We start from the raw sequence: 12,172 nt of genomic DNA on the forward strand, positions 1-12,172 counted from the left end.
CCATGCCGATCTTGAGTGCGGAACCCGATTCGACGGTTTCACCGCCGCCGCTCGACCCGTTGTCGGCGCACGACGCCAAGAACATGCTTGCGGTGATCGCCAGGGTGACCGCAGCTAATCTGCGACTCCCACGGCGGGAACTACGACTCATTCGAATGCCTCCAAGGCAAGCTAAGACAGTGACTTGATGTTGAACAATGAACAGTCTGTGATGAGACGCACAGAAAATTTCATCCAGTCCCGCTCAGTGGAATTGGTATAGTTGCGGCCCTCAACTGTCCGTCAAACCAGCCCTGGCCTGCGAATACCCTTCGTACATAAGAGACCTTTTGGTCTAATCTCGATCGAGCGTTGCTTCCTCCAGGTCCAGTTCACGGAGTACCTTCCGGAGCACTTCGTCGTCTATACGCCCGGCGTCCCTTTCCTCGATAAAAACGGTGCGCTCGGCCCCGATCATCTCGAGCCGCAGAGTCCGGAACGCCGCCGACGGACTCTCACCCAGATCCTCGTCACTTCGGCCGAGACGCTCCCACGCCGAATTGGCCCGATGGGTATTCCACGTCCGCAAGATGTCCGCAGCCCGATCACGCACTGCCGGCACCTCACCGTCCGGCGCGCCCACCAACTCGTCCAACCTCGCAGCCGCGGCCCGCGCTGCCTTGTCCTGCGCCGCCGCCTCGGCCCGAGCGTCGGACTGCGCCTCGTGCCCCGAAACACCGAGCTTCCGAATGACCCAGGGCAGCGAAAGACCGTGCAGCAACAACGTTCCGACCACAACGACAAAAGTCAGGAACACGACCAGCGAACGCCCGGGAAAGTCCTCACCACTGTTCACGGTCAAGGGAATCGCAAAGGCCGCTGCCAGCGACACCACACCGCGCATTCCGGCCCACGAGACAACGAATACCGCGCCCGCCGACACCTCCGGTTCTCGCGCTCGAATCTTCGGAGACAACCATCGCGGAAGATACGTGAACGGAAACACCCACGCGATCCGAACAACCACAACCGTCGCCAGCACTGCAATGGACGCCCACACCACCATCGTCGTGCTGTATCCCTGCAATCCGCTGACAACACTTGGCAATTGGAGTCCGATCAACAAGAACACGAACGACTCCAAAATCAGGTCGACGGCCTTCCACACCGCGGTGTCCTGCAGACGCGTCGCATAGCCGGCCCGCGTGGAACGCTGACCGAGGAACAGCCCTGCCACCACTACCGCGATGACGCCCGACGCATGGACCTCTTCCGCAGCGAGGTACGTAAAGAACGGCACCACCAAACCAATTGCGCTCTCCATCACCGGATCCCGCAGCTTGCCGCGAACCTTCGAGACCACAAATCCGACCGCAAGGCCGATAGCGGTTCCACCGACCGCGGCAACCAGAAAGGTCTCGAAACCACCAATCAGGGTCGCGCCGGTTCCCACCGCTGCAGCCAAAGCCACTTTGTACGCCGTGAGAGCGGTGGCGTCGTTCAACAGGCTCTCGCCGCCGAGCAAGGTCATGATCCGACGCGGTAGACCCAGTTTTCGGCCGATCGCGCTCGCGGACACCGCATCCGGAGGGGCCACGATCGCACCGAGAACTAACGCCGCGGCCACCGAGAATTCGGGCACGATCAGATACGCGACCAATCCGACTGCTGCCGTCGTAGCCAGTGGCAACCCCACCGCCAGAAATCCGATCGGCCGCAAGTTCGATCGCAACGCCAGGTATGAACTGTCCAACGCCGCCGAGTACAAAAGCGGCGGCAATACGACAAACAGAACAACGTCCGGATTGAGTGCGAGGTCCGGAACTCCCGGTATCTGACAAACGATCAAACCGACGACGACAAGTATGAGCGGCGACGACAGTCCGAATCGGCGCGCAAGTGCTGCTACCAGCAAGGCTCCTACTACAACACCCAGCAATATCCCGTTCACATTGGCAGCATGCAGTATCGACGGTCGGCGTGCAGTATGGATGGCAATGAAAAAAATCCTGAAACGAGCAGCCTCTCGCAAGCCCGCCGCCGAGCCCGCTGCGAGCGGTTGCGCGGAACTAGCCAACACTCCCGAGCAGGATCCCGCGGCGTTGACTCCCGGCGCCTGTCAGGAATGCGCCGAACTAGGCGAAGACACCTGGTCGCACCTGCGAATCTGCCTCAGCTGCGGACACGTCGGATGCTGTGATTCGAGCCCCCACCAGCACGCCACAAACCATTTTCAGGAAACCGGACATCCCGTCATGCGATCACACGAGCCGGGCGAGTCGTGGCGCTGGTGCTATGTCCACAACTTGATGGATTAGACGCACTTATAACAAGAAAAGCCGAAGCCGGAGACGCTCTGTGCGTCCCCGGCTTCAGTCAGTCAAGATAATTCAGTTGTCAGTTCTGCCAAGCAGTTCAGTTACTTCTTCCAGGCATCGTTGAAGAACATGATGCCGTCAATGCTCTGCTGCACACCGTGGACGTTCTTGGCCCACACGCTGAGCCACGGCGTATTGCCGTAGACCTGCCACGGGACCGTGACGTTGGCGCGTTCCTGAATCTTGGCGAGAACTGCCTTCTTGTCAACATCGTTGGTAGTCGCACCCAACTGATCCAACAGCGTGTCAGTTTCGGGGTCGGAGTAACTAATCGCGTTGTTCCGGCCGCCAGTCTTGAGCGAAGTGTACAAACGCTCGAACGGATCAGCTTCCGGAAGGTTGTTTGCACCCGTAGACATATCAAAGTCACGGTCCACGTAAACCCGCTTGGTCACATCGGATACCGAGTTGACGTACTCGATCTGGAAATCGAATCCCACAGCATTAGCCATCGACTGGATTGCCAGTGCCTGAGCCTGCGCGGTCGGATCCTGCACAGTCAGGAAGGTAATCTTGCCGTTGAAACCGTCAGCCTTGGCCGCGTCTAGCAGTGCCTTCGCCTTAACCGTGTCGACACCGATCGGAGCGACACCGGAGTCCCAACGCGAGGTGTCCTGGAAGATCTCCTGACCGGGAAGGCCCTTACCTTCGTTGACTCGCTGGTCGATAGCCTTGGGATCAACCGCCATGGCCAGCGCCTGACGCACTCGCACATCGGCGCCCGGACGACCCGGTGCCTGGTTCACGTTCGCCAGGTACGACAACGACGGAATGTCCAGGTAGCCCGGGTATCCGGAATCTATGAGATCCAGAACCGTCGACACCGAACGCAGGTACGCGACGTCTACGCCACCACTCTTGAGCGAATCCGCCGTCGCCTGCGAGCCGACAATGCTGATCGCACGAAGCTTGTCGATGTTAGGAGCGCCGCCGTAATAATCCTCGCGAGCGTCCAGCAATAATTCCTCGTTGGGAGCAAACTTCTCGAGCGTGAACGCGCCCGCACCAATCGGTGTGAAAGTCTCACCCTTCTGCGCGGTCGGGGCAACGATCATGCCCGGTCCGGTAGCGAGCATCGACTGAATTCCAGTCCACGGATCAACGAGGTTGAACACCACCGTCTTGGCGTCCGGGGTGTCGATCGAGGCGACCTTAGCTGCCCACAGACTCGACTGCGGCCCCTTGTTCGTGACGTACCGGTTGATACTCGCCGCGACAGCTGCAGCATCGAAAGGCGTGCCGTCGCTGAACGTGACACCGTCACGAAGCGTCATCGTCCACGTCTTGAAGTCTGTACTGGGCTTCATCGACGACGCCATTCTCGGTTCGAACTTCTGCCCGAGGGGGTCATAGCTCATCAGAGTGTCGTAAATTGCGCCCAACTCGGAGCCCGATACCGAACCGGCGATCTGCGTCTTGGCCGGGTCCAGGGTCGTGACCCCGGCGTATCCGCTGAAGGTCAGCGTGCCGCCCTTCACGGAATCGCCTTCGTTCGACTGCTCGTTGACCAGGCCGATACTCAGGGAAGAGGACGATTCAGGCGCATCGCCACTGCCGCCGTCCTTGCCACTGTCGGCACACGATGCCAAGAACATACCAGCGGAAACTGCAAGTGCGACTGCAGCAACCTTACGACTGCCGCGTCGAGAACTGCGACTCATTCAAAACCTCCAGATGGGAAGTGCAACTGTGATACGAACCAAAGCCGTCACAGTTTGTGATGTAAGGCACAAGTATTAATGTTCAGTCCCACTGAGCGGAATCGAGAAAATTGCACTCTGCAACAATTCGGCACACCACGCTGAACTGCACACACAGCGAAGCCGGAGACGCGGGATGCATCTCCGGCTTCAGCCAGGCAAATCTATTCCGGTGTTACTTCTTCCAGACCTCGTCGAACAACACGATGCCGTCAAGGCTCATCTCGAGGCCGTGAACATTCTGGTTCCACACGTCCAACTGCGGAACGTTGCCCCAAATCTGCCACGGCAGAGTCTCATTGGCACGCGTCTGAATCTTGGCGAGGGCGGCTTTCTTGTCGCTGTCCGTAACTGCCGCACCCAACTGATCCAGCAATCCGTCCATCTGAGCATCCGAGTAGCCGAGCGCGTTGTTGGGTCCACCCGTCTTGAGCGAGGAATACAGACGCTCGTACGGATCAGCTTCGGAGATGCTGGCTGCTGCCGTCGTGACGTCGTAGTCATGGTCGACATACATCCGCTTGACCAAATCACCGACATTGTTGACGTATTCGATCTGTGTGTCGAAGCCGACCGCATTGAACATCGCCTGGATAGCCAATGCCGTTGCCTGAGCGGACGGTTCCTGCATAGCCAGGAAGGTGATCTTGCCGTCGTAGCCGTCGGCCTTCGCCTGATCAAGCAGTGTCTTGGCCTTCGCGGGATCGACTCCCACCGGTGCCACGTCATTGTGCCAACGCGACGTGTCCTGGAAAATCACCTGGCCGGGCATACCCTTACCCTCGTTGACACGAGTGTTCAGAGCTTCCGGATCCACGGCCAATGTCATGGCCTGACGAACTCGCAGATCACTTCCCGGTCGTCCCGGCGCTTGATTCACATTGGCGATGTAGCCGAGCGACGGGATGTCTACGAAGCCCGGAAGACCGGCGCCGATGGAGTCGAGAACCGGGCCGAGCGTACGCAGGTAGGCAGCGTCGATGCCACCCGTCTTGAGAGCCTCGACAGTTGCCTGACCGCCGACGATGCTGATCAGCTTCAGCTTGTCGACATTGGGCGCACCGTCGTAGTAGTCGGGGCGGGCAGCCAGGACCAGTTCCACATTGGGAGAGAAGTTCTCGAGAGTGAACGCGCCGGCGCCGATCGGGGTGAACTGATCGCCCTTCTGAGCGGTCGGGGCGACGATCATGCCGGGACCGGTGGCGAGCATCGTCTGAATGCCCGTCCACGGGGAGTTGAGGTTGAAGACAACCGTCGACGGATCCGGCGTTTCGATCGATGCGACCTTCTCGGCCCACAGGCCCGACTGCGGTCCCCGGTTGGTGACGTATCGATTGATGCTGGCTGCCACAGCGGCCGAATCCATCGGGGTACCGTCACTGAACTTGACGCCGTCACGCAGCTTCAATGTCCAGGTCTTGCTGTCGGAACTCGAGTCCAGCGAAGCCGCCATCTGCGGCTTGAATTCCTTTGCGATGGGGTCATAGCGCATCAGAACGTCGTAGATCGCGCCGAGTTCACTACCACCCGTAGGGCCGGAAACCTGCGCCTTGGCCGGGTCAAGGGTGGTCACGGGTGAGAAACCACTGAAAGTCAGTGTTCCGCCCTTGGTGGGAGTTCCGGGATCCGACTGCTCGTTGACCATGCCGATCTTCAACGACGACCCGGAGTCCGGCGTTTCGGTGGCTCCGCCGCCGTCCTTGTCGCCGCTGTCCGAACACGACGCAAGGAGCATGCCGGCTGTGACAGCGAGCGTGAGCGCGGCAATACGGCGACTGCCTAATCGGGAACTGCGACTCATCTACAAACCTCCGGGTTGGGTCGTACAAGTGCGTTGTGAAGCGAAGCTCTCACAGTTTGTGACCCAAGACACAGGGTTTCGCAAAATAGCCACGACCTCAGCTCCCTCACCGGATACTTCTCGCATGGGACTGATCAAAGACATCGGCAGTTGGCGACGAGGAAAGAAGCTACAGCAACGCCTCCGTGATCTCACCGGGACCCTGGTAGTCGTCACCGGAGCCGGCAGTGGCATCGGCCGCGAAACCGCACTCGCCTTCGCTGCGCAGGGCGCAATCCTCGTCGTCTGCGACATAAACCTCGAAAGTGCGCAGGACACAGCCTCACTCATCAATTCACCCTCGCACGCCGGCGGCGCCGAGGCCGTTTTCGGCGGCGGCGCCCACGCCTACCAAGTAGACGTCGCCGACGAACTCGCGATGACCCGATTTTCCGAAACCGTTGGCGCACAACATGGCATTCCCGACATCGTGGTCAACAACGCCGGCATCGGCTTCTCCGGAACATTTGCCGACACCACACAGTCACAGTTCGACCGCGTCATGGACATCAACTTCTGGGGAGTTGTCTACGGCTGCCGCGCCTTTTCGCCGATGATGATCGAGCGTGGCACCGGCGGGCACATCGTCAACCTGTCGTCCGCCGCCGCCTACACACCGCAGAAAGCACTGACTGCATACTCGACCAGCAAAGCTGCCGTATTCATGCTGTCGGATTGCCTACGCGCAGAACTACTTCCGCACGGAATCGGCGTCAGCACCATCTGCCCCGGACTCGTCAACACCAACATCGTCAAGACAACGGAATTTGCCGGAACCACAGCCCAGGAACAGATGAGGAATCAAACCAAGGCGGACAATTTCTACCGACGCCGAAACTTCACACCCGACCGAGTTGCCAGTGCCATAGTCAATGCCGTCCGCACCAACAAAGCGGTCGTTCCCGTCACCGTCGAGGCAAAACTTGGTTACGGCCTCAGTCGTTACTCCCCCGGATCCATGCGAATCGGAGCCCGCTTCAACGCGCTGTGAATACCGCGCCGACAGATCAGCTACCGAAGGTCAGACTTCCCGTGAACCCTTGTTGCACATCAGCTTCCGAGCTCGGTAATACTTCATAGGTGTCGGCATACTGGCCACTGAACCCGGTAACGGCGATCGATCGGCCGACAGCAATGGAGGCAACGTCGATTCCCGTCTGGGTGTTCACGAAAATGACAGTGTTTCCGCTTGTCCCGGAGACCGGAATTTTGTGACCGTACGGCAGATCGTCAACGACCGGACCGCTGACGATGCCGGACACCGTTACGAGTCGACCCTCACTCCCCTCGCCGATTGCGTTAAGCGGCAACCTACTGGGCCGAATCTGAGCGCCGGCCCCGATCCGCACAACTGTGGTGGGACGGACAACAAGCAGCCCCTCCTGATCCGCGAGGATGCCGACGACCTGTACCTGGTCACCCACGGCAATTCCTGAATTCTCGGGATCACTCACATAGATGCCCGAATTGCCGCGTTGTAGCCCAAAGCCCTTGTCGTAGAAGCTGGATTCGAAAATCCCCGAAGCGGTAGTAGCAATTCCCTCCACCGTGACAGCAGTGCCGATCGGCAGCGTACGGGCTACCTCGATGGAATTGACCGCAACCGACGGCGTCGAACGCACTGGTTCCGCACTTGCGATTGAACCGGTAAGAATGGCGACTCCCAAAGCCCCTGCGGCCGCCAAAGCCAGAACTCGAACATGATTCATCGAAGACTCTCCCCATAGTGACAGGCAGCTACCTAGCAACGCTGCTGCTGGTAATACTGAGCCACAAGCCAATACGGGGCAACACGAAAAAGCGGTGGTGACCGTTTTGTCACCACCGCTGATCCGTTGTGGATAACTTACGAACCGGAACTCGGCACCCGAGGCTGCGCCATCTCGCACTCCCGAGGCCCCTCCGGCTCTACCGTCCACGCACAGATCACACCGATGTCATCACAGCGAATCGCCGAAATCTATGTGGAGACAGCTGAAAAGACTTACTGCTAAACAGGTTTAGTATTGATCAAGCCTTGCCGGCCAGCCAATTGTGCAGCCACCGGGTGGCCGTAGTTCCGGATCCGTCGACCACATAACGGGTGTAGTCGGTGTGTACCTGCGAACCGTAGAAATCGGTCAACTGATCAACGCGGCGACTGTTAGCACTGGGATCGAGCTGAGCCATCAACGCGGGAAGCCCACCCGCAGTGATCAAATCGCGCACGATGACTCCCGCCTCGTCACCCAACGCAACGGTGGTCGCCGGCGTCGGATCGGAAATCTGCGCCATGAATCCGGCAAGACGCATCACAAAATCATCTTCCGGTGTCGAGCAGTACAGGTCACCGGAAGCACAGATCGTGACGGTATCGGCTGAGAGCCAACCGAATCCGCCGACGCGGGCACCGCTGGCACCGGCTCCGCCAACGCCCGGCCCGATCAGTGCGTCAGACTCGGCTCGACGCGGATCCGACAGCAAACCAACGCCGGCAACCCGACTCGGAGGTACGACGCCGACGCCCGTCCCGATTTCGGCAGCGAGATCGCCGGCCGCGTCGGCACCCTGGCTGTATCCGACGATGGCAAAACGCGTGTCACCGCACGACGCCGCCATCGCCCCGATCATTCCGCGGGCATTGTCGACGGCTTGCTTCTTCGACTTTGCGTAGACGTTGGATTCCCACGGGAACGCAGTGGCCGAGTACGAGACGTAATCAGTACGCACCGAGGACGGAAGCCCGTCGGTGACCGGCGTGAGCATGCCCGCATTCGGACTGCCACCCTGCGCCGACGCTTCCCAGGTGCCGGGGATTGCCACGACATAGAGGCCCGGGCAGGGATCGGCAGACGCTAGGGGAGCACCGACCGCCGGTATCACTACTGCTGCAGCAGCTGCCGACAAGCTCGCGACCAAACGTCGTGCACGCATGCAATTCCCCCGAACCCGGTAAACGGACTATGTACACTGCGAATGATGCTTCGAGCAGCATACTGGTCAGAGCGTGTTTTTCGCGACCTCCACGAGTACCTTCATACGCCGACCGGCGGATGCCGCCTCCACTCCTTCGACCACGATGTCTGCGAGTGGGACGCACTCAACCCAGTGGTCGAGTGGATAGGCACCCGCCGCCATCCGTTCGATGACGATCTCGAATTCCTTACGCGAGCACGACAGGGACGACATCACCCGAGCCTCGGTCAACATCAGCGCGTACGGATTGAACTGCAGCGCTTCCTTGTACGTCGCGACCAGAACCACTGCGCCACGCGCCCGCACGGATGCAAGCGCAGTCTCCACCACAGCGGCGACACCGGAACATTCGAATACCGCGTCGGCGCCGTTCCCGTCCGTTCGCTCGGCGACGGCGGCCGCAAGATCATCGGCGCCGGGATCGATCACGTCGAACCCCATCTTCGTGGCCACGGCTCGGCGTACCGGCGACGGCTCACTCAGCAGAATCCGGTCCACTCCGCCGGCCCGAAGATTGAGAGCAGTCGCGATTCCGATGGGCCCCGCCCCCAAGACGAGTGCGAACTGACCCGACGCCACGCCGGAGAGTTCGACTCCGTGCAGTGCGACGGACAACGGCTCGATCACTGCGCCCTGCTCGAGAGTCACCGAGTCCGGGAGGACGTGCACGGCGCTCGCCGGGACTGCAGTGCGCTCGGATAGTCCGCCGCCGTGCGCATTGATCCCGTGGAAGGCCATCATCGCGCACAGGTGCTCGAGACCGCTACGGCATCGCGCGCATTCGCCGCAGCAATAGTTGGGCTGCACCACTACCCGATCCCCGACTGCCACGCCCGTGGCACCGGCACTGATCTCCCGCACGATTCCGGAGAATTCGTGACCGAGGATCTGCGGTCCACACGCACCGGTCAAGGGATGCGGCTGATCAGAAGTGCCATAGGCGTGGATCAGGCCGAGGTCGCTGCCGCAGATACCGTTGAATGCGACCTCGACCACGACGTAGCCGTCACGTAGTTCCGGTTCGGGAACCTCCTCGACACGAAGGTCGTCGACGCCATGCAGAACAGCTGCCCTCATGCCTTGGCCGCCAATTCGTCTTCGTATTTCTTCGTCATGTGCGCGATTGCGTCGAGCTGCGCCTCGTTGTGACCTTCACGGACCTGACCCGCCCTGGTCGCTGCGGCGAAGGTGGGCTGCGACTGCCCCTGGAAGTGCGGTGCCACCTGCTGCGCGATCAATTCGAACGAGCGTCGAGTTGCCGCCGGGTTCGCCCAATCGGTACCCATGATCAGCATCGAGCCGAAGCCGCCGGTCTGCTCGACGAGCTTGCCGATCAGTTCCCGCGCCTGAGCCGGAGTTCCGATGATGCCCATGCCGGACTGGTTCATGTACTCGATCATCTGTTCCATGTCGGCACCGCCGGAACCGAAGTGCGGGAACGCCGCGACCTTGCCAAAGTAATCGATCCACTCCCCAAGCCCGAAGCGCACGTCCTGCTTGGCCTGCTCTTCCGTCTCGGCAATGTGCATGGGGCACACCAGTCGCCACTGGTCACGGTCGACGGCGGTACCGAACTCGGCGGCCCGCTCCTCCATGATTCCGAAGTGGTGGCCAAGTGCGTCGTAGCCTTCGGGGCTCAGGGTCGCGCCGATCGAGAGCAAACCCAAACCGTGCTTACCAGCCAGTCGCGGACCAGTCGGCGAGGCCACACCGGCGACAACGATGTCGAACATCGGATGCGAGTAGGGGCGGAGCTGCAGTTGTGCGTCAACCAGGTTGTGCGTCTTGGTCTTTGCGGTTACCCGCTCACCGTTCAACAGACGTACGACGATGTCGAGGTTGTCCTCGAGCAGCTCGCGACACTCGGTGGGGTTGAGTCCGATCATCGCGGAGTCGGTCGGCAGTGATCCGGGACCGACACCGAGCATCACGCGTCCGCGTGTGAGGTGATCGAGAAGCACCAATCGATCTGCGACCCAGAGCGGGTTGTGATAGCTCAGCGACGTCACGCCGGTGCCGAGCTTGATCCGCTTGGTGCGCTCAGCTGCCGCAGCAATGAAAATCTCAGGGCTTCCGATGATCTCGCTCCCGGCGCTATGGTGCTCGCCGATCCACACCTCGTCGAAATCAAGGCGATCGAGGTGCTCCACCAACTCCAGGTCACGTTGCAATGCGACGGTCGGGTTCTGCCCGACCGCATGGTGGGGTGCTATGAAAGCGCCGAACCGAAGCCTGCCCATGGAATACTCCTCGAAATCGTTCGAACCAGTCCACTCGACGATAGAATTAGTTCTATTCCAGAAACAGTGCACTTTGGGGGACATCAGTGGGTGACATCGCGTTGACCACCGCGGAATACGAGCGAGTCTTCGCCGTCCTCGAGAGCTGTAACTCGGTGCGAACCGTGACGGAATTCCGGAACGTCATAGTCGAGGCGATACCCGCGGTCTTCCCGGTCCGGTATGCGTCCTGCTTCGTGGGTGACACCTTCGAGAGCCAGTTCACCGACAAGTACGCCACAGCCACCAACGCTGCCGCTGACGGGTGGGAGAGCATTCGAGCTGCCTACCAAGAACACTGGGCGCGCCACGACGTATTCAACCTCCCCTAGGCACGACGCCAACTCCAGTCGACGAGGGTCGCGTCTCTGCCCGAGTTGGGCACGTTAACCGAACAGTCAACGATCTACGTGCAGGAATACCTACACCCCCACAGCATGCACTCGGCCACTGCGATGCACCTCGACCTGGCGGCGGGCGGGCACGTTCTAATCGGACTGTTCGATCCTGACAAGGACGCCCTGGGGTCTAAAGATCTTCTGGCACTCCGGTTACTGGCTCGACAGCTCTCCATATTGACGCGCAGCCTCGAAATCCTGCCCGGACTGGACCTGTTTGCGGCGCTCACGACGCGTCAACGTGAGGTAGCCACATTGGTCGCAGACGGCTTGAGTAACGCCGCGATCGCCCGGCAACTAATGCTCACCCAGGACACCGTCAAGAAGTACGTCAGCCGGATCCTGGCCACGACGGGGTGCGGCTCCCGCACCCAGCTCGCGATCGATGCCCGGCGTCAGTCCTTCTGGTCCGTCCCGGCCTAGAACCACAAATAGCGAAACCGCACCCCACCATGATGGTGGGGTGCGGTTTCGGTTGTTACGAAAGTACCGAGCTAGCGCTGCACTATCGATTAACGCTGCGGAGCCGCCGTCGGGTGGATCGGTGACGGCAAGGCGGTAACACCCTCGAGGTAGGTGTCCACAGCTGCTGCTGCGGAACGTCCCTCGGCGATGGCCCAGACGATCAGGGACTGACCGCGGC

At 60.5% G+C, this 12,172-nt stretch carries 11 protein-coding genes; 4 read left to right on the forward strand and 7 right to left on the reverse strand.

Features of this window, described 5'->3' with window-relative positions:
* Positions 1 to 334: 334 nt before the first annotated feature.
* Positions 335 to 1,930 (reverse strand): Na+/H+ antiporter, encoded by a 1,596-nt coding sequence (locus QM600_RS27285; RefSeq protein WP_283264892.1) that lies wholly within the window; start codon positions 1,928 to 1,930, stop codon positions 335 to 337.
* A gap of 46 nt (positions 1,931 to 1,976) precedes the next feature.
* Here QM600_RS27285 and QM600_RS27290 point away from each other — a divergent pair, with 46 nt between their 5' ends.
* The gene (locus QM600_RS27290; protein ID WP_283264893.1) at positions 1,977 to 2,297 is read left to right on the forward strand and encodes a UBP-type zinc finger domain-containing protein; all 321 of its coding nucleotides are present in this window, start codon (positions 1,977 to 1,979) and stop codon (positions 2,295 to 2,297) included.
* A 101-nt stretch (positions 2,298 to 2,398) separates the two neighbouring features.
* Here the strand turns inward: QM600_RS27290 and QM600_RS27295 are convergent, their stop codons facing one another.
* Positions 2,399 to 4,018, reverse strand: coding sequence for an ABC transporter substrate-binding protein (locus tag QM600_RS27295; RefSeq protein ID WP_283264894.1), 1,620 nt, complete (start codon positions 4,016 to 4,018; stop codon positions 2,399 to 2,401).
* 214 nt (positions 4,019 to 4,232) lie between these two features.
* The gene (locus tag QM600_RS27300; RefSeq protein WP_283264895.1) at positions 4,233 to 5,858 is read right to left on the reverse strand and encodes an ABC transporter substrate-binding protein; all 1,626 of its coding nucleotides are present in this window, start codon (positions 5,856 to 5,858) and stop codon (positions 4,233 to 4,235) included.
* A gap of 124 nt (positions 5,859 to 5,982) precedes the next feature.
* Here QM600_RS27300 and QM600_RS27305 point away from each other — a divergent pair, with 124 nt between their 5' ends.
* The gene (locus QM600_RS27305; RefSeq protein ID WP_283264896.1) at positions 5,983 to 6,888 is read left to right on the forward strand and encodes an SDR family NAD(P)-dependent oxidoreductase; all 906 of its coding nucleotides are present in this window, start codon (positions 5,983 to 5,985) and stop codon (positions 6,886 to 6,888) included.
* A gap of 16 nt (positions 6,889 to 6,904) precedes the next feature.
* Here QM600_RS27305 and QM600_RS27310 read toward each other — a convergent pair whose 3' ends face one another.
* The 4 genes from QM600_RS27310 to QM600_RS27325 form a co-directional block, all read right to left on the reverse strand.
* Positions 6,905 to 7,606, reverse strand: coding sequence for a hypothetical protein (locus QM600_RS27310; protein WP_283264897.1), 702 nt, complete (start codon positions 7,604 to 7,606; stop codon positions 6,905 to 6,907).
* A gap of 301 nt (positions 7,607 to 7,907) precedes the next feature.
* Complete coding sequence (locus QM600_RS27315; protein ID WP_283264898.1) at positions 7,908 to 8,810, reverse strand: cutinase family protein; 903 nt, start codon at positions 8,808 to 8,810, stop codon at positions 7,908 to 7,910.
* A gap of 66 nt (positions 8,811 to 8,876) precedes the next feature.
* Positions 8,877 to 9,929 carry a 2,3-butanediol dehydrogenase gene (locus QM600_RS27320; RefSeq protein ID WP_283264899.1) on the reverse strand — a complete coding sequence of 351 codons (1,053 nt, stop codon included), beginning with the start codon at positions 9,927 to 9,929 and terminating at the stop codon, positions 8,877 to 8,879.
* Positions 9,926 to 11,092: an LLM class flavin-dependent oxidoreductase gene (locus QM600_RS27325; protein WP_283264900.1), complete on the reverse strand. Its 1,167-nt coding sequence runs from the start codon at positions 11,090 to 11,092 to the stop codon at positions 9,926 to 9,928. Before QM600_RS27325 ends, QM600_RS27320 begins: the two co-directional genes overlap by 4 nt.
* 86 nt (positions 11,093 to 11,178) lie before the next feature.
* Here QM600_RS27325 and QM600_RS27330 point away from each other — a divergent pair, with 86 nt between their 5' ends.
* Together QM600_RS27330 and QM600_RS27335 are read left to right on the forward strand one after the other, a co-directional pair.
* The gene (locus QM600_RS27330) at positions 11,179 to 11,463 is read left to right on the forward strand and encodes a hypothetical protein (RefSeq protein WP_283264901.1); all 285 of its coding nucleotides are present in this window, start codon (positions 11,179 to 11,181) and stop codon (positions 11,461 to 11,463) included.
* Positions 11,464 to 11,568: 105 nt separating this feature from the next.
* Positions 11,569 to 11,952 (forward strand): response regulator transcription factor, encoded by a 384-nt coding sequence (locus QM600_RS27335; RefSeq protein ID WP_283264902.1) that lies wholly within the window; start codon positions 11,569 to 11,571, stop codon positions 11,950 to 11,952.
* Positions 11,953 to 12,172 lie beyond the last annotated feature (220 nt).

The organism is Rhodococcus sp. IEGM 1379 (assembly GCF_030056815.1).
Lineage (GTDB): Bacteria > Actinomycetota > Actinomycetes > Mycobacteriales > Mycobacteriaceae > Rhodococcus_F.

Coding starts and splice junctions, on each gene's coding strand:
- QM600_RS27290 (WP_283264893.1), top strand. CDS start 1,977: ATGAAAAAAATCCTGAAACGAGCAGCCTCTCGCAAGCCCGCCGCCGAG.
- QM600_RS27295 (WP_283264894.1), bottom strand. CDS start 4,018: ATGAGTCGCAGTTCTCGACGCGGCAGTCGTAAGGTTGCTGCAGTCGCA.
- QM600_RS27300 (WP_283264895.1), bottom strand. CDS start 5,858: ATGAGTCGCAGTTCCCGATTAGGCAGTCGCCGTATTGCCGCGCTCACG.
- QM600_RS27305 (WP_283264896.1), top strand. CDS start 5,983: ATGGGACTGATCAAAGACATCGGCAGTTGGCGACGAGGAAAGAAGCTA.
- QM600_RS27310 (WP_283264897.1), bottom strand. CDS start 7,606: ATGAATCATGTTCGAGTTCTGGCTTTGGCGGCCGCAGGGGCTTTGGGA.
- QM600_RS27315 (WP_283264898.1), bottom strand. CDS start 8,810: ATGCGTGCACGACGTTTGGTCGCGAGCTTGTCGGCAGCTGCTGCAGCA.
- QM600_RS27320 (WP_283264899.1), bottom strand. CDS start 9,929: ATGAGGGCAGCTGTTCTGCATGGCGTCGACGACCTTCGTGTCGAGGAG.
- QM600_RS27325 (WP_283264900.1), bottom strand. CDS start 11,092: ATGGGCAGGCTTCGGTTCGGCGCTTTCATAGCACCCCACCATGCGGTC.
- QM600_RS27335 (WP_283264902.1), top strand. CDS start 11,569: ATGCACTCGGCCACTGCGATGCACCTCGACCTGGCGGCGGGCGGGCAC.